The sequence below is a fragment of the Streptomyces sp. NPDC003300 genome, assembly GCF_040610915.1.
GTDB lineage: Bacteria > Actinomycetota > Actinomycetes > Streptomycetales > Streptomycetaceae > Actinacidiphila.
On record NZ_JBEXNE010000023.1, the window covers coordinates 24,669 to 44,162 of the forward strand.

Annotated in this window: 14 protein-coding genes; 7 read left to right on the forward strand and 7 right to left on the reverse strand. The window is 71.7% G+C overall.

The window, feature by feature from the left end; translation table 11 throughout:
* Window positions 1-72: 72 nt before the first annotated feature.
* The 7 genes from ABZX65_RS28175 to ABZX65_RS28205 all read right to left on the reverse strand — a co-directional run bounded on the left by ABZX65_RS28175 (window position 73) and on the right by ABZX65_RS28205 (window position 9,131).
* On the reverse strand, window positions 73-2,037 hold the full coding sequence (locus ABZX65_RS28175) for an alkaline phosphatase family protein (protein ID WP_355345845.1): 1,965 nt from the start codon (window positions 2,035-2,037) through the stop codon (window positions 73-75).
* Between the two features lie 182 nt (window positions 2,038-2,219).
* Window positions 2,220-3,503 (reverse strand): iron uptake transporter deferrochelatase/peroxidase subunit, encoded by a 1,284-nt coding sequence (gene efeB / locus ABZX65_RS28180; protein ID WP_355345848.1) that lies wholly within the window; start codon window positions 3,501-3,503, stop codon window positions 2,220-2,222.
* Window positions 3,500-4,795 (reverse strand): EfeM/EfeO family lipoprotein, encoded by a 1,296-nt coding sequence (locus ABZX65_RS28185; RefSeq protein WP_355345850.1) that lies wholly within the window; start codon window positions 4,793-4,795, stop codon window positions 3,500-3,502. The genes efeB and ABZX65_RS28185 overlap by 4 nt, the downstream gene beginning before the upstream one ends.
* A 184-nt stretch (window positions 4,796-4,979) precedes the next feature.
* The gene (locus ABZX65_RS28190) at window positions 4,980-6,233 is read right to left on the reverse strand and encodes a glycoside hydrolase family 3 N-terminal domain-containing protein (RefSeq protein WP_355345853.1); all 1,254 of its coding nucleotides are present in this window, start codon (window positions 6,231-6,233) and stop codon (window positions 4,980-4,982) included.
* Window positions 6,234-6,475: 242 nt separating this feature from the next.
* Window positions 6,476-7,873, reverse strand: coding sequence for an RNA polymerase sigma factor (locus tag ABZX65_RS28195; RefSeq protein ID WP_355345856.1), 1,398 nt, complete (start codon window positions 7,871-7,873; stop codon window positions 6,476-6,478).
* 42 nt (window positions 7,874-7,915) lie between these two features.
* Window positions 7,916-8,245 (reverse strand): YciI family protein, encoded by a 330-nt coding sequence (locus ABZX65_RS28200; protein ID WP_355345859.1) that lies wholly within the window; start codon window positions 8,243-8,245, stop codon window positions 7,916-7,918.
* 151 nt (window positions 8,246-8,396) lie between these two features.
* Complete coding sequence (locus ABZX65_RS28205) at window positions 8,397-9,131, reverse strand: YoaK family protein (RefSeq protein ID WP_355345862.1); 735 nt, start codon at window positions 9,129-9,131, stop codon at window positions 8,397-8,399.
* Window positions 9,132-9,626: 495 nt separating this feature from the next.
* Here ABZX65_RS28205 and ABZX65_RS28210 point away from each other — a divergent pair, with 495 nt between their 5' ends.
* The 7 genes from ABZX65_RS28210 (at window position 9,627) to ABZX65_RS28240 (ending at window position 19,487) form a co-directional block, all read left to right on the forward strand.
* Window positions 9,627-11,102 (forward strand): MFS transporter, encoded by a 1,476-nt coding sequence (locus tag ABZX65_RS28210; RefSeq protein ID WP_355345865.1) that lies wholly within the window; start codon window positions 9,627-9,629, stop codon window positions 11,100-11,102.
* 146 nt (window positions 11,103-11,248) lie between these two features.
* Window positions 11,249-12,256, forward strand: coding sequence for a LacI family DNA-binding transcriptional regulator (locus tag ABZX65_RS28215; protein WP_355345868.1), 1,008 nt, complete (start codon window positions 11,249-11,251; stop codon window positions 12,254-12,256).
* 195 nt (window positions 12,257-12,451) lie between these two features.
* Window positions 12,452-13,708, forward strand: coding sequence for an ABC transporter substrate-binding protein (locus tag ABZX65_RS28220; protein WP_355345871.1), 1,257 nt, complete (start codon window positions 12,452-12,454; stop codon window positions 13,706-13,708).
* A gap of 13 nt (window positions 13,709-13,721) precedes the next feature.
* Window positions 13,722-14,693 carry a sugar ABC transporter permease gene (locus ABZX65_RS28225; protein WP_355345874.1) on the forward strand — a complete coding sequence of 324 codons (972 nt, stop codon included), beginning with the start codon at window positions 13,722-13,724 and terminating at the stop codon, window positions 14,691-14,693.
* Window positions 14,694-14,767: 74 nt separating this feature from the next.
* Window positions 14,768-15,529 carry a carbohydrate ABC transporter permease gene (locus ABZX65_RS28230; RefSeq protein WP_355346068.1) on the forward strand — a complete coding sequence of 254 codons (762 nt, stop codon included), beginning with the start codon at window positions 14,768-14,770 and terminating at the stop codon, window positions 15,527-15,529.
* A gap of 92 nt (window positions 15,530-15,621) precedes the next feature.
* Window positions 15,622-17,688, forward strand: a complete 2,067-nt coding sequence (locus ABZX65_RS28235) for a TIM-barrel domain-containing protein (protein WP_355345877.1) — start codon at window positions 15,622-15,624, stop codon at window positions 17,686-17,688.
* Window positions 17,685-19,487 carry a beta-xylosidase gene (locus ABZX65_RS28240; protein ID WP_355345880.1) on the forward strand — a complete coding sequence of 601 codons (1,803 nt, stop codon included), beginning with the start codon at window positions 17,685-17,687 and terminating at the stop codon, window positions 19,485-19,487. Before ABZX65_RS28235 ends, ABZX65_RS28240 begins: the two co-directional genes overlap by 4 nt.
* Window positions 19,488-19,494 lie beyond the last annotated feature (7 nt).

Sequence of the window (19,494 nt, forward strand, 5' to 3'; positions counted from 1 at the left end):
GCGGATGGCGAAAAGGGCCGTTCCCGGCGCGCGCGAGGCGCACCGGGAACGGCCCTGGGGCAGAGCGTCGGATCAGACCGCGGTGGTCGACCGGCGACGGCCGCGGCGGGCGTAGTAGAGCGCCCCGCCGCCGACGAGCAGTACGCCCGCGGTGATGCCCAGCGGCAGGACCGGAGAGGTGCCGCCGGTCTCCGCGAGGGTCTGCGTGGAGGCGTCGTTGTGACCGCCGGACGAGCCGCCCGAGTGCGAACCGCCGTTGGAGCCACCGGAGTTCGCGCCGCCGGAGTTCGCGCCGCCCGAGGAAGAGCCGCCGGAGGTGCCGTGGCCGCCCCCGCCGTGGGTGTCGATGTCCTTGACCGACTTCACGGAGCCGTCGGCGTTCAGCAGCACCTGCTTGTTGTTCGGGTGCTTGAAGTCGAACGCGCCGGTCAGCGAGTTGGCGCGGCTGTCGAAGGACGCGTCACCGACCCGGCCGGTCTTCCAGTTGTCCTCGATGAACCTGGTGATCGACGCCTGCTCGGTGCGGGTGTGGTCGACCGAATTCACCTTGCTGTACGGGGAGATGACCAGCAGCGGCTGCCGGGTGCCGGGGCCGCAGCGGTCCGCGTAGCCACCGGCCGACGCGGGACCGGCCTGGCACGCCGGGCTTTCGACGGCCTTGCCGTTGGAGCCGACCGTGCTGTCCTTCGAGCCGTTCTGCGGCTTGGCGTACGCGTGGTCGTACCAGCCGTCGGAGTCGTCGTAAGCGACGACGACCGCGGTGTCCTTCCAGGAGGACGACGCCTGGACCGCGTTGATCTCCTTGACGAGGAAGTTCTGCTCGTCGGTCGGGTCGGAGTAGGCGGCGTGGCCGTCCTGGTACTCGGCGGCCTTGAGGAAGCTGACGGCGGGCAGGCTGCCCGCCTTGAGCGCGGAGTCGAAGTCGGTCAGGTCGTAGTTGTGGTTCGCCTGGCCGTTGTGCCCGATCTCGGCGGTGTTCTTCGGCGCGAGGTGGTGCGGATTCGACGTCGACGCGTAGTACTGGAACGGCGAGTGGTGCGGGCTGTAGTCGACCGAGGACGCGCCGGCGATGTTGGCGTGCGTGGAGTTGGCGCAGCTCGCGTAGTCGCCGCTCTTGCCGTCCCACGCGGTGGAGGGACGGAAGCCGCCCTGGAACCAGCCCCAGGTGACCTTCTTGGAGTTCAGCAGGTCGCCGACGTTCTTGCCGCGCATGACCGCCAGCGCGTTGGTGCCGGTGTGGCTGTTGTCCGAGCAGTCGTCGAACGCCGGGTCGGGGTCGTTGATGACCGTGCCGACGCCCTTGGCGTCGGGGGAGACCACCGTGTACGCGTCCGGCTTCGCCGTCTGCTTCGGGTGCTCGGTGCCCGAGGCCGGGTCGACCGAGATGACACCGTGCGTCTGACCGGAGATCAGATTGAGCGCGCCCGGCGTGGACGGACCGTACGTGGAACTGTACGAGTTGTCGCCCAGCGAGTAGTGCTGCGCGTAGTTCCACAGACCCGTGACGGTGTTGCCGTCGTAGTAGTCCATCACCAGACCGGGCTCGCCGAACAGGCCGCCAGAACACTTGCTGGTCTCGGTGTTCTGGACGTACGCGTCGGCCTTGCCGCCGTTGGCCGCGTACTGCTCGGGGCCGTAGTTGTGGTTCTGGTCGCAGGTCACGGCCTGGTCGGGGGAGAGCCGCTTGGGCGCGTACTGGTTCGGGTTGGTCTTGAGCAGACCGGCGTGCGCGAGGGTGTCGATGTTCTTCGGCGTGTTCCCGGCCGCCGTGAACTTCGTGCCGTCGGTGTTCGCCGCGGCCGGGTAGCTGCCGAAGTAGTGGTCGAAGGAGACGTTCTCCTGGAAGATCACCACCAGGTGCTTGATCGGCGTCTCGGTGCCGCCACCGCCGTTGTGCGACGGGGAGTCGGCGAGGGCCGGCGCCGCCGTCCCGCCCATCAGCACGAGCGCCGCAGCTCCGGCGAACGCCCCCCACCGGGCGGCCCGTACGCGCGGGCCCGCCCCTCTGCTCGTGCCAGAACCGCTTGTGGTGCTCATACTTTCTCAGCCTCCGCTAAGTGCCGCGTCGCGCGTGCCGCTGTCATTCGTGCACGGTGTCGAACGCGATCGTCATGGCGGTCCGCGACATGACAAAGGCACAGCGGTGGAGGCCGGGTGAACAGCGGGTCAGTAAAATCTTAGGAAGCCTTGACCCCACTTTTACACTCTGAGCTGCGGTTTCAGGCGAGCAGCCCGCTGCCGAGCCAGTCGGACCGGTCGCGCACCCCCGGCAGGACGAAGAAATAGCCGCCGCCGAACGGGGTGATGTAGTCCACCAGCGGCTCACCCGCGAGGCGCTTTTGCACCGTCGCGAACTGCCGCTCGATGTCCTGCTGATAACAGACGAAGATCAGCCCCATGTCGAGGTTGCCATTACTGTCCATACCCCGGTCGTAGTTGTAACCACGGCGCAGAATACGGGAGTTGTCGGTGCGCGCGGTGCGCGGATTGGCGACCCGGATATGGCTGTCCAACGGGATCACATCGCCGGTCGGATCCTGCGCGAATCGCGGTGTGTCAAATTCCCTGGTCCCGTCAAGCGGCGCGCCGGTGTCCCGGCTGCGGCCGAACATCCGCTCCTGTTCGGTGATCGAGACCCGGTCCCAGAACTCCACCAGCATCCGGATCGTCCGCACCACCTGGTACGTGCCTCCAGTCGTCCAGGCGGGCTCGCCGCCGCCCCCGGCGCCCCGCACCCAGAGCAGCTCGTTCGCGGTGGCCGGATCGCTGATGTCCGGATTGGAGGTGCCGTCCTTGAAACCCATGTGGTTGCGCGGTGTGCCGCTGGGCCGCGGCGGGCTGGTGAAACCGTCCAGCCGCCAGCGCACCTGCATCCCGCCGCGGGTGTGCCGGGCGATGTCGCGCAGCGCGTGCAGCGCCGTGTCCGGGTGCGGCGCGGAGAGCTGGAGGCTCAGGTCCCCGTGGCACCAGTCGGGTTGGAGATCGTCGTCCTCGAACGCGGGCATCGTGCTCAGCCGCAGCGGCTTGCGGTCCTTGAGCCCGAACCGCTCGTCGAAGAGCGACGCGCCCACCCCGACGGTGACGGTCAGACCGTCGCCCGGCACCTTCGGGCCCAGCGTGCCGCTGTCCGACGGCGAGTCCGTGATGCCGAGCGCCGCGGGTGTGCCGCCGCCGGTCAGGAACCTCGCCCGGTCGGTGACGATGTGCAGCAACTCGGTCAGTTCACGCCGGTCGGCGGCGGTGACGTCGAAGGACAGGAAGAGCGAGGACTGCTGCACCGGCCGCGTGACGCCCGCCTGGTGCGGGCCGTGGAAGTCGGCGTTCGCGCGTGCCGCCGGGGCCGGGGCCGGGGCCGGGCCGGCGGCGGAAGCGGTCGCGCCCGTCAGCGCGGCGGCGCCACCGGCCACCGCGCCGACGGCGCCCACACCGAGCGCCGCGCCGCGCAGAAAGCCGCGCCGCCGCAGGTCGCCCGCGCCCGCCACGGGCCCGTGCGTGTCCGTCATGCCGTCCTCCGTACATCGAAGATCGTCGCCACCGGGGCGAGTTGTTCGAGCAGATCGCCGAAGTCGGCGTTGATCCGCTGGCGCTGATCGTGTGTCAGCTTGTCGAGCGGCGTCCACGTCCCACCGTGGTGCGCGGCGTCCAGGTCGCGCTCCGCGCGCTTGAGCGACGCGTCGAGCTCGGCGGTCCGCGGGTCGCGCGGGGCGAGCAGGGCGTGCAGCCGGCCGAGCAGTTCCTTCGTACCGTCGAGATTCGCGCGGGCCGCGGCCAGATTCGTACCGCTGCCGTAGTCCGTACGGCCGGTCAGCTCGAACTGCTCGGCGTTCTCCACGATCTCGTGCGCGCGCAGTCCCAGGTCGGCCGGGTCCATCCGCTCCTGCGACCAGCCGTCGCGCAGCGTCGCCACGTCCTTGACCAGCGCGGCGGCCGGGCCGCGCAACGAGTCGGCGGAGGCGCCGTGCCACAGCCCGTACTCGATCCGGTGGAAGCCGGTGAAGTCCGCGGAGGCGACCGAGCCAGGCGTGAGCGAGGCCGTGCCGTTGATCGCGCCGTCCGCGTCGCCGAAGGTGCCGTACGCGGCGCCCATCCGCTCGTAGACCAGGTGCGCGCTCAGCCAGTCGCGGCGGGCCGCGGTCAGATCGCCGCCGTCGATGTCCGACCTGAGGGCGCCGACGCCGCGGGCGAGGTCGTCGATCCGGGCGCCGACCCACCGCTGGTACGCCAGCGTCGGCGGGATCAAATCGTGCTGGGTGACCGGCACGGCGGCCGGACCCCGGGGAGCCTTGCCCGGTACTACGACGGTCGGCCCGGTGACCGCGTCGGTGTCCTCCTGGAGGCACTTGAACGCGTACGAGCCGCTGCCCAGGTCCACCGCCATCGGCCGGGTGATGCCCGGCGCCAGGCCCTCCACCTCGCCGTAGACCTTCCCGCTGCGCGGGTCGGTCAGATAGACCTCGGTGGCGCTCGCACCGGTGTTGCGCAGGTCGAAGACCTGCGTGCCCGGCTTCGGCGTGATCCAGCCCCGGCCGCAGCCGCCCGTGGACGCGTCCACCGCCGTGTGCCGCAGACCGTCCGACGCGGCGGCGGGAGCGGCGTGCTTGTCGGTGTGACCGCCACCGCCGCCGACGGTGAGCACCGCCGCGGTGACCGCTCCGGCGACGGCGAGCCCGGCCGCGGCCACCTGCCACATCGGCACGCGGCGGAGTCGGTGCGGTGGCGGCGGAGCTATGCCGTCTGGTTCGGCGGACACACCGGACCTCCAGATGTCGGTGCAGTGGAACGGGGCGCCGTTCATGCTAAGCACCTCACGACCGCGCACCCACCTGCGCCAAGGTCAGGAATCCACAATTCCCCGGCAGTTCACCCTTGGGTCACATAAGGGCACCCTACTGGGGCCTTCGGCCGGGTCCCGGCCGGTGAAGTGCCGGTTCGCGCCCGGAGCACCGTAGCGCTTTAGCAGCACCGTCACGCGTAGCGCCTCAGCAGCTCAGCAGGCCCGCGTTGACCTTGGCGGTCAGGATGCGGTGCAGACTGTCGTCGACCGCGGCGCGCAGCGTCGCGTCCTTCGGGAGCCGGTCGATGACGGCGGCGGTCATCGGCGCGATGTCGCTCGGCCGGACCGTCAGCAGCATGTTGCCGCCCGCGGCGAAGAAGTCCAGCGCGCGCTGCGCGGGGGTACGGTCGCTGACGGCGACGGCCGCGCCGATGTCGTCGGAGATGACCGCGCCCTTGAAGCCGAGCTGGGTGCGCAGCAGGTCGTGCAGGACGATGCGCGAGAAGACCGCCTGGTTGTCGGGGTCGATCTTCGTATAGGTCGCCGACGAGACCATGATGAACGGCGTGCCCGCCTGGATGGCGCTGCGGAACGGCTGGAGGTAGGAGTCGTTACGGGTGGTCACCGTGTCCGTGACGCCCGCCGTCAGGTCGGTGTTGCCGCGGACCCGGCCGAGGCCGGGAAAGTGCTTGGCCGTGGGAACGACCCCGGACTGCCGCATGCCGAGCAGAAACGCGTCGCTGTGCGTGGCGACGGTCGCGGGATCGTTTCCGTACTCCCGGTGCAGCTCGCCGATCGGCGCGTTGACGCCCACCAGATCCGCCGGGACCGTGTCCGCGACCGGGGCCAGGTTCATGTTCACCCCGGCCGCCTTGAGCTGGCCCGCCCACGTCGCCGCCTCCTGCCGGAGCCGCGACGCGGACCACTGACCCTGCGTGACCGCGTTCGGCATGCTGGAGAAGCCGGGGCCGTTGAGCACCTGGACCTCGCCGCCCTCCTGGTCGGTGGAGACCAGCAACCGCAGATTCGAGCCCTTGACGGAGGTGGCGAGCGTCCGCACCCGGTCGGTGACCCCCTTGACCGCCTGTGTGCCCGCCGAGGTGTGGCCCATCAGAATGACCGCGCCCACCTTGCCCTGCGTGATCGCCGACGCCTCGGAGCCGGTCATCCCGGTGGACGTCACGGCCGACATGAAGAGCTGCCCGACGCGCTGGGCGGTCGACATCGCTCCCGCCGTCCGGTCCACGCAGCTCGCCTGCGCCTTGGTCGTGCTCGCCGCGGGCGGCGGTACGGGAGTGGCGTGCGTCGTGCTGGGCGACGGTGACGCCGACGGACGGGCCGACGTGGCCGTGGTCGTCGGCGCCGCGCTGGGCGACGCCGACGTCGTACCGGGCGCCACGGACGTGGCCGACGTGTCACCGCTCCCGCCCCCGTTGGAACAGGCCGCGACAGTGACCATCAGCCCCACCGCGAGCCCCACCCCACGCCGTCGCGAGCGGGACGTTCGGCTGGCGGCACCAGGAGCAGTCGGCAGACGCACGGGAAGACCTCACACCTTTTCGATCACACGGAAACGGAACGTATGCACTCATCCCCTTCCCCCTGAGGTACCAGTTGTCTCATGTGACGTGGAGAAACCCCCGCGATGGGTGTGACACGCCGCGGCAAGGCCCTTACCCGGGGAAGGCGTCGGAGCGGCCGTCAGCCGTCGGCCGGGTCCGGGGCGGTGGGAGGCGTCGAGCCGGACGTTCCGGTGCCGGATTCGACCTCGGCCAGGCGGCGGAGGAGGAAACGGCGTTCCGGCGGGGTGGGGGAGAGGGCGATGGCCTCCCGGTAGGCGTCGGCGGCGGCGTCGGAGCGGCCGAGACGGCGCAGCAGGTCGGCGCGGGTGGCGGGGAGCAGGTGGTAGCCGTCGAGTCGGCCGCTCGCGGTGAGGGCGTCGACCAGGGCGAGGCCCGCGGCGGGCCCGCGGGCCATGGCGACGGCGACCGCGCGGTTGAGCTCGACCACGGGGCCCGGCGTCATGCGCGCCAGTTCGCCGTAGAGGAGCGCGATCTGCGGCCAGTCGGTGGCGGCGGCCTCGGCGGCGCTCGCGTGACAGGCGGCGATGGCCGCCTGGACCTGGTACGGCCCCGGGCGGCGGGCGAGCAGGGCGTCCTCCACGACGGCGAGCCCCTCGGCGATCTCGTCCCGGTCCCAGGCCGTACGGTCCTGCTCGTCGAGCGGCACCAGGTCACCGGCCGCGTCGGTACGGGCGGCGGCGCGCGCGTCGTGCAGCAGCATCAGCGCGAGCAGGCCGCGCGCCTCCGGCTCGTACGGCAGCAGCGCGGCCAGCAGCCGGGCCAGCCGGATCGCCTCGGCCGTGACGCGCCGCTGGTCAGCGCTGTCCGCCGGGTCGGCGCCGGGCGCGTAACCGGCGTTGAACAGCAGGTACAGCACGGCGAGTACGGCGGAGGTCCGCTCCGGGAGCAGGTCGCGCGGCGGCACGCGGAAGGGGATGCCCGCGTGCCGGATCTTGCCCTTGGCGCGGGTGAGCCGCTGTCCCATCGTGCCCTCGGGCACCAGGAAGGCCCGCGCGATCTCCGCCGTGCTCAGCCCGGTCAGGGTGCGCAGGGTCAGCGCGACGCGGGACGGCAGCGGCAGCGCGGGGTGGCAGCAGGTGAAGATCAGCCGCAGCCGGTCGTCCGGTACGGGATCGTCGTCGTTCCCGGACGGCGGGAGGGCGTCGTCCACCGGGGTCAGCACGGCCGCCTCCCGCAGCTTGCGTTTCTCGTTCGCCGCCCTGCGCAGCCGGTCCAGGGCGCGGTTGCGGGCGGCGGTGGTCAGCCAGGCACCGGGCCTGCGCGGCACGCCGTCGACCGGCCAGCGCTCCAGCGCCCGCGCGAAGGCGTCCTGCGCGCACTCCTCCGCGAGGTCCCAGTCGCCGGTCATGCCGATCACCGCGGCCACGACCCGGCCCCACTCCTCGGACCAGGCCGCGGCGACGGCTTCCTTGACGGGGTCGGGGCGGCGCGGCCCCGACGGGGGACGCGCCTGTCCGCGGCCGGAGTCCCCGTGTGCCCCGGTCACCGCCCAGGACTCCGCGTCCCGACCCGTCATCGCCTCACTCCGCCCCGCCACCTCGTCAGCCCGCGGCTCGCGTCACTCCGTCCAGAACGGCCGCACCTCGACCATCCCGTACCGCGCCACCGGATGCTTCGCGGCGATCGCGATCGCCGCGTCCAGATCGGCGCAGTCGATGATGTCGAAGCCGCAGATCTGCTCCTTCGTCTCGGCGAAGGGCCCGTCCGTGATCAGCGGCGCGCCGTCCTTGAACCGTACGGTGGTCGCGTCCTGCGCCGGACGGATGCGGCTGCCCAGCAGCCGGGTGCCGTTGCGGGTCGTCTCGGCGACCCACGGCATCGCGTCCATCTCCTCCTCGGGCGCGTCGGCCAGCGATCCGTCGTCGCAGATGAGCAGCAGATACTTCATGGTCCTTCTCCTTCTCCGGTCACTCCGGAGGTCGCGATGCCTCCGGCGGCCACGGGCCTCTTCTTCCTCCCGTGCGTCCACCCCTACGACGATCGGGAACCGCCGGAAACTACACCGGGCGGAAAGAACTTCGGCACGAGCCGCGTCCGCGTCACGCCGCCGCCGTCCAGCCGAGCGCCGAGCGCCGGTGCGGGAACAGCGCCACCGCCACCGCGACCAGCGCCGCACCGGCGATGAGCAGCGGCAGCGCCCGGTGCCCGTGCCCGATCAGCGCGGCACCGGCCAAGGCCCCGAGGAACATCGCCGCCGCCGAGAGCAGCCTGCGCCCCGCCTTGCTCGTCTCGCCGCCCGCCAGGCGGCTGTCCGAGGCCACGCCGGTGATGGTCAGGGTCAGCACCGTGGTCGTCAGGTCGGGCACGGCCAGCCGCCGTACCACCGCGTTCTGCCCGCCCATCGCGAAGCCCAGCAGCACGACCAGGCACCAGCGGCTCCACCCGGCGGCCGGCAGGTCGACCAGCTCGCCGACCACGTAACAGACCAGGACGAGCAGCGCCTGCCCGGCCGTCACCGCGAGCAGCAGCCGCGCCCGGTGCCGCACGACACGGTTGGCCAGCCGCCCCGCGGCCAGCGCGCCCACGGCGAAGGAGAGCAGCGACAGGACGGAGGCGGTCAGCGAGAAGCCGCTGGAACCGGCGAGCGAGAAGGCCATGAAGACGACGTTGCCCGTCATGTTCGCGACGAAGACCCGGCCCAGCGCCAGATAGCTGAAGGCGTCGACCAGCCCGGTCACGACAGTGAGCCCGAGCAGCAGCGGCGGCAGCGGCCCGTGCCGCCCGCCGAAGTCGGGTACGAGCGTGTCGCGGGCCTCGCGGAGCGTGGAGTTCACGGCGGCCGTCCTCCGATCATGCGTTCCCTGGGCGACCCATGGTCCCGCCCCGCAGCCCGTCAGACCCCCCGCCGCGCGGGACCTTCCGGCGTAAGCGGGCCGTTGCCCGTACGAACGCCGTGCATCCGCGCCCGTATGAAGTCGGTCCGCGCCGGTCCGAAAGCCGGGCCGCGCCGGTCTGAAGATCGGTCCGCGCCCGTACCGAAAAGCGGACCGCCCACAGCCGTGCCGGCGCCCGCTCCCGCGCCCGAACGGGCACGTCAGCCGTGCCGCGCGTGGCATACGGGGGACGCGCGGGCTGTCGGCGCCGTACGGGCCCGCGCCGGTGTGAGACTGGCCCGCGACGTGGCGATCCTGGAGCGCGCGAGCAGCGGCGCGGCATGACGGCACGTCAAGGGGGCAGCCGCGCAAGGGTCGGGCCGTCGGCCCGGCTCGGACCGGGCTGTCGGACCGGCTCACGTCGAGCCGTCGGTACGGCTCATGAAGGAGGGACCCATGGCGTCAGCGCCGGAAGCCGCGTCCGGCGGCACGATCACCACCGACGTCCCCGCGCGCCTCGACCGGCTGCCGTGGTCGCGCTGGCACTGGATGATCGTGATCGGCCTGGGCACCGTGTGGATCCTCGACGGCCTCGAGGTGACCACCGTCGGCAACATCGCCGGGCGGATCTCCGAACAGGGCAGCGGGCTGTCGATCACATCCGCCCAGATCACGGGCATCGCCGCCGCGCTCTACGTGGCGGGTTCCTGCGCGGGCGCGCTGTTCTTCGGCTGGCTGACCGACCGCTTCGGCCGCAAGAAGCTCTTCATGGTCACCCTCGCGGTCTACCTCACCGCGACCGCGATGACCGCGCTGTCCTTCCAGCCCTGGTGGTTCTTCACCTTCCGCTTCCTGACCGGCTTCGGCATCGGCGGCGAGTACGCGGCGATCAACTCGGCCATCGACGAACTGATCCCGTCCCGATTTCGCGGCCGGGTCGACCTGATCATCAACGGCAGTTACTGGCTCGGCGCCATCGGCGGCTCGCTGCTGTCGATCGTCGCGCTGAACACCGACATCTTCCCCAAGGACGTCGGCTGGCGGCTCACCTTCGCCCTCGGCGTCGTCCTCGGTCTGGTGATCCTGGTGGTACGGCGGCACGTGCCGGAGAGCCCGCGCTGGCAGTTCATCCACGGTTACGGCGACGAGGCGGACCAACTGGTCGGCACGGTCGAGCGGGAGATCGAGGAGGAGAAGGGCGAGCGGCTGCCGCGCGCCAAGAACTCGATCACCATCCACCAGCGCAAGAGCATCGGGTTCGGGCTGATCGCCAAGACCGTCTTCCACAAGTACCCCAAGCGCGCTGTGCTCGGCCTGTCGCTCTTCATCGGCCAGGCGTTCCTCTACAACGCCATCACCTTCGGGTTCGGCTCCATCCTCACCACCTTCTTCGGCGTCTCGACCGGCAAGACCGGCTACTACTTCGCGGTCATCGCGGCGGGCAACTTCCTCGGCCCGCTGCTGCTCGGCAAGCTCTTCGACACCGTCGGCCGCCGGATCATGATCTCCTCGACGTATCTGATCTCCGGCATCCTGCTGTTCGGCACGGCGTGGCTCTTCCACCGCGGCTCGCTGGACGCCACGACGATGACCGCGTGCTGGTGCGTCGTGCTGTTCTTCGCCTCCGCCGGTGCCAGCAGCGCGTATCTGACCGTCTCGGAGATCTTCCCGATGGAGACCCGCGCGATGGCCATCGCCTTCTTCTACGCGATCGGTACGGCCGCCGGCGGCATCAGCGGTCCGCTGGTCTTCGCCGACCTCACCAAGTCCGGTGTCGTGGACGACACTGTGCTGGCCTTCGTGATCGGCGCGTCCCTGATGTGCGCGGCGGGCCTGGTCGCGGCGGTGCTCGCGGTCAAGGCCGAGGGCCGCTCGCTCGAGGACATCGCCACCCCGCTGTCGTCCGCCGAACCGGCGTCCGCCTCCGCCTAGCGGCGGGCCCCGCGGGGCGAATCGAGTGGACGCGGCCGGATTCCGGTCGCGTCCACTGTCTTGTCCGGGGCCCGGAGCCGGTGCTACGTTCACCGCCAATCGAACGAATCGAATCAGTTCGACAGTCGAGGGACTCGGAGTCGGTCATGACGGTGACGATCGCGGATGTGGCGCGGCACGCGGGCGTTTCGCGCAGCACGGTGTCGTACGTCCTGAGCGGCAACCGGACCATCTCGCCCGAGACCATCAGGCGCGTCGAACTGAGCATCGAGACGCTGGGGTTCAGGCCGCACGCCGGGGCGCGGTCCATCCGCACCCGCCGCACCGGTGTGATCGCGATGGCCCTGCCGATGGTCTACGGCCCGCACAACCAGGTGCAGATGCCGTACGTCTGGGCCGCACTCACCGCGGCCCAGGACAGCGGGCTCAAGGTGCTGATGCTGACCGACGACGACGGTGAGGCGGCCATCAGGGACGCGGTCGCCAGCGCGCTCGTCGACGGCGTGATGCTGATGGAGGTGCAGCGGCAGGACCCCAGGATTCCGCTGCTCACCGAGTTGAAGTGCCCCGCGGTGCTGGTCGGCACGCCGGACGACCCGCACGGACTGCCGCGCGTCGACTTCGACTTCGCGCTGGCCGCGCGGGCCTGCGCGGAGCATCTGCACGAGTCGGGCCACACCCGGGTCGGCTACCTCGGGCAGGCGCCCGAGGCGTTCGGCCGTGACGTGGCCTACGCGGTGCACGCCCGCGAGTCGGTGCTGGCCGCGCTGGAGAACGGGGGCAGGACCGCGGTCTGGGCCGCGTGCGAGCCCGCTCCCGGCGGGGTGGTCCGCGCGCTGGACGACCTGCTGACCCGCGAGCCCGAACTGACCGCGCTGATCGTCTACAACGAGCGCGTGCTGCCGCTGGTGATGGACCGGCTCGCCGGTATGGGGTGCGCGGTCCCGCGCGACATCTCCGTCATCGCGATCTGTCCCGACGACGAGGCCGAGCGGTGCACCCCGCCGCTGACCTCGGTGTCGCTGCCCGCCGAGGAACTGGCCAGGGCGGCCGTACGCAGCCTGGCCCGGCGGATCAAGGGCGAGGAGCTGCCCGCGAGCACGCTGCTCGCCCCGACGCTGAAGGTGCGCGGCAGTACGGGTCCAGCCCGCTGAGGCGCGTCCACCGGCGCTTACCGCCTCCGCTCTGACCGGGCGTCACCGCTCTGACCCGGTGTCACCGCACCGACCCGGTGTCACACCGCACCATCCTCTGCGTTTCCTTGCCCACACTCCCTCACGCACGGCGCGGACCGGTGGGCGGTCCCGTGCCCGCGGCGCCACTGTCGAATCAATTCGAAAGGCACGTCGATGAGCCGCTCCCTCCCCTTCCCCCGCCTCTCCCGCACCGCCGCCCGACCCGGCACGCTGGCGGCGCTGGCCGCCGCCGGGGTGCTCGCGCTGGCCGCCTGCGGCACCGGCTCCGGCAGTTCGGGCTCCGGCTCCGACACGCTGACGGAGATCGACTACTACGACGCGGCACCGCAGAACACCCAACTGCCGCGGATACTCGACGAGTGCGCCGCCAAGTCCGGCGTGCACATCAAGCACCAGCAGGTGCCGCGCGCCCAGTTCATGCCGAAACTGCTCCAGCAGGCATCGGCCCGCACCCTCCCCGACCTGGCGCTGATCGACAACCCCGACCTCCAGCAACTGGCCGCCACCGGGGGCCTGGTGTCGCTGTCGAAGGCCGGACTGACCACCGAGGGCCTGTACCCGTCGATCGTCGCCGCGGGGCAGTACGACGGCCAGACGTACGGGATCGCGCCGGGCGTCAACGGCCTGGCGCTCTACTACAACAAGGACCTGTTCACCCGGGCGGGGCTCACGCCGCCGAAGACCTGGGACGAACTGACCGCCGCGGCGGAGAAGTTGACCAAGGGCTCCCGCTACGGCGTCGCGTTCAGCGCGGTCGGCACCGAGGAGGGCAGCTTCCAGTTCGAGCCCTTCTTCTGGACCGCGGGCGCCAGCCTGAAGGCGCTGGACTCGCCGCAGGCCGTCAAGGCGCTCACGCTGTGGAAGGACCTGGTCGGTACGGGCTCGGCCTCCAAATCGGTGGTCACCTGGACGCAGGCGGACGTCAACGACCAGTTCCTCGCCGGGAACGCGGCGATGATGGTGAACGGCCCCTGGCAGCTCCCCACGCTCAACGCGGCCAAGGACCTGCGCTTCGGCGTGGTGCCCATACCGGTGCCCGATCCCTCCGCGAAGCCGGTCGTACCGCTGGGCGGCGAGGTCTGGACGGTCGGGCACAGCAACGCGGCGCGCGAGGCCAAGGCCGTCTCCGTGGTGAAGTGCCTGCTCGGCCAGGAGGAGAGCCTGAAGTGGTCCAAGGACGCGGGCTACATCCCCAGCAACCAGCAGGCCGCCGCGCAACTGGCGACCAGTCAGCCGCAGTTGGCGGCCTTCGTGGCGGAGGTCGGCACCGCGCGGGCCAGGACCACCGAACTGGGCACCGACTACCCCAAGGTCAGCCAGGCGCTCGCCGACGCGATCCAGGCCGCGCTCGCGGGCGGCACCAGCCCGCAGTCCGCGCTCGCCCAGGCGCAGCGCTCCGCCCGGAACTAGGCGGGGCCGACCGATGTCCACCACTGTCCGCAGCGCCCCGGTGGCACGGGCGAAGCCCGTCGCCGCCCGGCAGGACGGCCACGGCCGCCGCCCCCGGCGCCGCACCGGCCGCTGGGCGGCCTTCGCCTTCATCGCCCCCGCCTGGCTCTACGTCCTCGGCTTCTATCTGTACCCGCTGGCCGGCAACGTCCGGATGGGCTTCCAGAACTACACCGTCTCCTCCTTCTACACCGGCGTCGCGCCGTACGTCGGCTGGGACAACTACACGGCCGTCCTCCACGACAGCCACTTCTCCCGCACCGTCGTCAACACCGTGCTGTTCACGGCCGGTTCGCTGGCCTTCCAGTTCGCCATCGGTCTGGCCCTCGCGGTCTTCTTCAACCGGTCCTTCCCGCTGGGCGGCCCGCTGCGCTCACTGCTGCTGATCCCCTGGCTGCTCCCGCTGGTGGTCTCGGGCACCGCCTGGCGCTGGATCCTCGACACCGACTCGGGCGTGCTCAACCACGCGCTGCTGAGCCTGGGTCTGACGGGCCATCCGATCCCGTGGCTCGCCAGCACCCACGACTCGCTGATCGCCGTGACGCTGGTCAACATCTGGGTCGGCATCCCCTTCAACATGGTGATCCTCTACGGCGGACTCCAGAGCATTCCGGGGGAGCTGTACGAGGCCGCGTCGCTGGACGGCGCGAACGCCTGGCGCCGCTTCCGGCACATCACGCTCCCGCTGCTGCGGCCGGTCACCGCCGTGGTGCTGACGCTGGGGCTGATCTACACCATCAAGGTCTTCGACGTGATCATGATCCTCACCCAGGGCGGCCCCGCCGGGTCCTCGCAGACGCTGACCACCTACGCGTACAACCTCTCCTTCCAGCAACTGCTGTTCGGGCGGGGCGCGGCGGTGGGCAACCTGCTCATCGTGGTCGCGGTGGTCTTCGCCGCGGTCTATCTGCGCAGCACCCGTGAGCAGCGGCGGGCGGGACGGTGAGCGCCCCCGCCACCGGCGCGCGCCGGTTCACCCGCCCGCTGAACACCGTGATCGCGCTGCTGATCCTCGCGGTGATGCTCTTCCCGCTGTACTGGATGCTCAACGCGTCGCTGCTGCCCTCGACCGATCTGGTGAAGAGCTCCCCGACCTGGTTCCCGCTGCACGGCACGCTCCAGGGCTACCGCAGGGCGCTGTCCAGCCAGGGCGGCCACCTCCTGGTCAGCCTCGGGGTGTCGGCCGGGACCGTGCTGGTGGTGCTGCTGATCGCGGTGCCCGCCGCGTACGGTATGGCCCAACTGCGGGCGCCCGGCGGCCGGATGCTCACCTTCGCCTTCCTGGTGGCGCAGATGATCCCCGGCGTGGTGATGGCCAACTCGTTCTACACGATGGCCAACAAGCTCCAGTTGCTGAATTCGCCGCTGGCGCTGATCCTGGCCGACTCCACACTGTGCGTGCCCTTCGCGGCACTCATCCTGAGCACCGCCATGCGCGGTGTGCCCGCGGAACTGAGCGAGGCGGCGGAACTCGACGGCGCGTCACGGCTGCGCACCCTGCTGTCGGTGATCCTGCCGGTCAGCAGGAACGCCGTGGTCACCGCGAGCCTGTTCTCCTTCCTCTTCGCGTGGGCCGACTTCCTGTTCGCCGTCACCCTCACCACCCAGGACGACCGGGCGCCCGTCACCGTCGGCATCTACCGCTTCATCGGCGCCCATCTCAGCGACTGGAACAGCGTGATGGCCACCGGGATCATCGCCTCGCTCCCGGCCGCGGTGCTGCTCGTCATCGCCCAGCGCTACGTGGCGGCGGGCGTGACCAGCGGCGCCGTCAAGGACTGACCCCCAACAGCCCTGCCCCGCCCGGCCCCGCGACCACGACCGGACCCTGCGACCCCGCCCGGCCCCGCGACCCCGACCACCGAGGAGAGACCTTGCCGTCCGCGTTCACCCGCTCCCCGAACCGCCTGCGGTGGCGTCACGGCCACCACGTGCTGGAGATCCAGCCGTGGGGACCCGACAGCGTCCGCGTGCGGGCCGGTGTCCACCGCGTCACCGACGGCCTGCCCGGCGCGCTGGAGACCGCGCCCGCACCCTCCGCGTGCGAGATCGACGTCCACGACACGCACGCCACCTTGACCAACGGCCTGCTGCGGATCACCGTCGCCGCCTCCGACGGACTGCTCACGGCCGTACGCGCCGACACCGGCGCGGAGTTGCTGCGCGAGGAGCCGCCGCACTTCTGGTGGCCGGGAGCACGGCACTTCGAGTCGGCGGGCGGCGGCAAGTACCGGATCGAGCAGCGCTTCGCAGCGTACGACGACGAACGGATCCACGGCCTCGGCCAGCACGGCCACGGCCGCTTCGACCAGAAGGGCACGGTCCTCGAACTCCAGCAGCGCAACGGCGAGGTGACCGTCCCCTTCGCCGTGTCCAGCCGAGGCTACGGCTTCCTGTGGAACAGCCCGGCGGTCGGCCGGGTGGAATTCGCCGCCAACGGCACCCGCTGGGTCGCCGACCGCGCCCAGCAGCTCGACTACTGGCTCACCGCGGGCCGCACCCCCGCCGACGTCCTCGGCCACTACGCCGCCGCCACCGGACACGCCCCCGCCTTCCCGCGCTGGGCCTCCGGACTGTGGCAGAGCAAGCTCCGCTACCGCGACCAGGACGAACTCCTCGCCGTCGCCCGCGAATACGCCCGCCGCGGCCTGCCCCTGTCGGTGATCGTCGTCGACTACCTGCACTGGCGCAATCTCGGCGACTGGGACTTCGACCGCCGCGACTGGCCCGACCCGCGCGCCATGGTCGAGGAACTGCGCGCGCTCGGCGTCGAGTTGGCCGTCTCCGTCTGGCCGTCGGTCAGCCCGCTGTCCACCGGCTACGCGGCGCTGCGGGACGCGGGCCAGCTCGTCGCCACGTACAACGGCGTGACCTCGCACGGCGACTGGCCGGACACCGAGGACGCGGCCGAGGGCATCGGCGTCGCCTTCTACGACGCCACCGACCCCGCCGCCCGCGCCGCCCTGTGGGACCGGCTCCAGGAGCACTACTACAAGCTCGGCGTCCGCGCCTTCTGGCTGGACGCCTGCGAACCGGAGATGCGCCCCGGACACCCGCACAATCTCAGCTACGCGGCGGGCCCCGGCAGCGAGGTCGCCAACCTCTACCCGCGCGAACACGCCCGCGGTGTCTACGAACACCTCGCCGAGCAGGGCGAGACGGAGATCCTGTCGCTGGTCAGATCCGCGTGGGCGGGCTCGCAGCGGTACGGCGTCGCGCTCTGGTCCGGCGACATCCCCGCGACCTTCGACGCGCTCGCCGACTCCATCAGGGCCGGGCTCAACGTCGCCATGAGCGGCATCCCGTGGTGGACCACCGACATCGGCGGCTTCCACGGCGGCGACCCGGACGACGAGGACTACCGCGAGCTGATGGTCCGCTGGTTCCAATTCGCCGTGTTCTGCCCGCTGCTGCGGCTGCACGGCCACCGCGAGCCGCGCGTCTTCCACGGCCCGATCGGCACCGGCGGCGGGCCCAACGAGATCTGGTCCTACGGCGCGGTCGCCGAGCGCGCGATGACCGGCGCGCTGGCCCTGCGCGAGCGGCTGCGCCCCTACCTGCACGCCCACTTGGACGCGGGCCGCGAGGACGGGCTGCCGCTGCTCCGCCCGCTGCTGCTCGCATTCCCCGACGACGCCACCGCCTGGTCGGTGGACGACCAATTCCTGTGCGGACACGACCTGTTGGTGGCCCCGGTCACACGCCCCGGCGCCCGTGAGCGCCGCGTCTACCTCCCCGCGGGCGCCGACTGGACCCACCTCGAAGGCGCCGGGGCCCCGGACCACCCCACAACGCCGACACCGACGCGGTACGCGGGCGGCCGGTGGGTCACCGTCCCCGCCCCGCTCGACGCCGTACCGCTGTTCGTGCGCGACCGCGCCGAACCGCTCGGCCCACCTGCTGACGTACCCCCCACCCCACCTGTCAAGGAGGACAGATGAACCCGTCCACGGCACGACCCCGGTGGCGCGCCACCGCACTGGCGGCGGCGGCGCTGGGCGCCGCCGTCCTGGCCTGCGCCACCCTCGGCCCGTCCCCGGCCGCCGCGGCCGACACCACCGTCTCCGTCGACCTCGGCAACCAGGGCGCGGTGCCCAACCAGGCCGGCTCCGGCTTCCTCTACGGCCTCAGCCAGGACGGCTCGGGGCCCGCCGACAGCCTGCTCCAACCCCTCAAGCCCACCCTCTTCCGCGGCGGCGGCGCCCGGATCGCGGGCGGCGGCTGGCTGGGCGACGGCTACACCGCGGGCTCCGGCTACCGGATACGCGTCGACTCCGCGCTGTCCCAGGCCCGCCGCGTCACCGCCGCGCCCTACCGCGCCACCTACCACCTGCTGGTCTCCGACGTCTGGGGCGCCGACACCACCCAGCCGTCGAACACCGTCTACCCCTGCGACAACGGCGACTGCTCCAACTGGGCGGCCTTCATCGACCGGCTCGTCGCCGACGTCCAGGCGTCCGGGGTGCCCGTCAGCTACGACATCTGGAACGAGCCGGACGGCACCGGCTTCTGGCAGCGCGGTGTCAACAGCGCGCAGTACTACCAGATGTGGGACACGGCGGTGCGCGAGATCCGCCGCCTGGCGCCCTCCGCGCAGATCGTCGGCCCCTCCTACAGCGGCTACAACCACGGCTGGCTCGACGACTTCCTCGGCCGTACCAAGACCGACAACACCCTGCCGACCGTCGTCAACTGGCATTTCGGCAACGACCCCGCGGCCGACGCCGCCGACGCCCGCGCCCTGCTGTCCGCGCACGGCATCGCCCCGCTCCCGCTGACCATCAACGAGTACCTGTTCTCGCAGCAGCAGAACGCCGCCTACACCGCCTGGTTCCTCGACCGGCTCTCCGCCTCGGGCGTCGCGTCCGCCGCGCACGCGATCTGGACCGACTGCTGCGGGGCCGGGACGCTCGACTCCCTGCTCGTCGGCGGCCAGCCGACCGGCCAGTGGTGGGTCTACCAGGCGTACGCGCGGATCGGCGGCCACCTGCTGGGCACCACGGGCAGCGGCGGTATCGCCGTCGCCGCGGGCGCGGACACCACCGCCCACCAGGTCCTCGCGCTGATCGGCAACAACTCGGGCCAGGGCGGCACCACCACGGTCACCTTCCAGAATCTGTCCGCCGCCTCCTGGCTGCGCGGCGGCAACGGCAAGGTGCACGCCAAGATCCAACGCATCCCCGACCAGTCCCCGCTCGGCGCGCCCGCCACCGTCCTGGACTCCGACCTCACCCCAGACGGCAACACCCTGCGCGTCCCCGTCACCCTCACCAGCGGCACCGACGCCTACACGGTCACCCTGACCGCGGGCAACGGCTCCACCGGACCCGTCGACCCGGTGACGACCGTCGTGGACGGCACCGCCACCAACTCCGGCGACGCCAACTACTTCCAGTACGGCGCCAACTGGGGCGTCGCCAACGGCATCACCGACATGTACCAGCAGACCGCCAACTGGACGTTCACCGCGGGCGCCTCGGCGACCTTCCACTTCCACGGGAGCACCGTCGCCCTGCACGCCGTCCGCGACACCGACCAGGGCATCATGTCGCTCTCGGTCGACGGCGGTTCACCCGTCAGCGTCGACAACTACGCGGCCGCCCGCAACGCCTCGGGCACCGTGTGGACCAGCCCCGCGCTCCCGTCCGGCAGCCACACCCTGACCATCACCAACACCGGCGCGCGCAACGCGCACAGCACCGGGAACAACATCGCCGTCGACCGCGCGGACGTCTCGTAGTCCCGGA

What these genes read in the sequence shown, in the direction of transcription:
- ABZX65_RS28230 (WP_355346068.1), top strand. Translation starts at nt 14,768, where the DNA reads ATGCTCTTCCCGCTGTACTGGATGCTCAACGCGTCGCTGCTGCCCTCG.
- ABZX65_RS28240 (WP_355345880.1), top strand. Translation starts at nt 17,685, where the DNA reads ATGAACCCGTCCACGGCACGACCCCGGTGGCGCGCCACCGCACTGGCG.
- ABZX65_RS28185 (WP_355345850.1), bottom strand. Translation starts at nt 4,795, where the DNA reads ATGAACGGCGCCCCGTTCCACTGCACCGACATCTGGAGGTCCGGTGTG.
- ABZX65_RS28200 (WP_355345859.1), bottom strand. Translation starts at nt 8,245, where the DNA reads ATGAAGTATCTGCTGCTCATCTGCGACGACGGATCGCTGGCCGACGCG.
- ABZX65_RS28215 (WP_355345868.1), top strand. Translation starts at nt 11,249, where the DNA reads ATGACGGTGACGATCGCGGATGTGGCGCGGCACGCGGGCGTTTCGCGC.
- ABZX65_RS28195 (WP_355345856.1), bottom strand. Translation starts at nt 7,873, where the DNA reads ATGACGGGTCGGGACGCGGAGTCCTGGGCGGTGACCGGGGCACACGGG.
- efeB (WP_355345848.1), bottom strand. Translation starts at nt 3,503, where the DNA reads ATGACGGACACGCACGGGCCCGTGGCGGGCGCGGGCGACCTGCGGCGG.
- ABZX65_RS28220 (WP_355345871.1), top strand. Translation starts at nt 12,452, where the DNA reads ATGAGCCGCTCCCTCCCCTTCCCCCGCCTCTCCCGCACCGCCGCCCGA.
- ABZX65_RS28225 (WP_355345874.1), top strand. Translation starts at nt 13,722, where the DNA reads ATGTCCACCACTGTCCGCAGCGCCCCGGTGGCACGGGCGAAGCCCGTC.
- ABZX65_RS28210 (WP_355345865.1), top strand. Translation starts at nt 9,627, where the DNA reads ATGGCGTCAGCGCCGGAAGCCGCGTCCGGCGGCACGATCACCACCGAC.
- ABZX65_RS28175 (WP_355345845.1), bottom strand. Translation starts at nt 2,037, where the DNA reads ATGAGCACCACAAGCGGTTCTGGCACGAGCAGAGGGGCGGGCCCGCGC.
- ABZX65_RS28190 (WP_355345853.1), bottom strand. Translation starts at nt 6,233, where the DNA reads ATGGTCACTGTCGCGGCCTGTTCCAACGGGGGCGGGAGCGGTGACACG.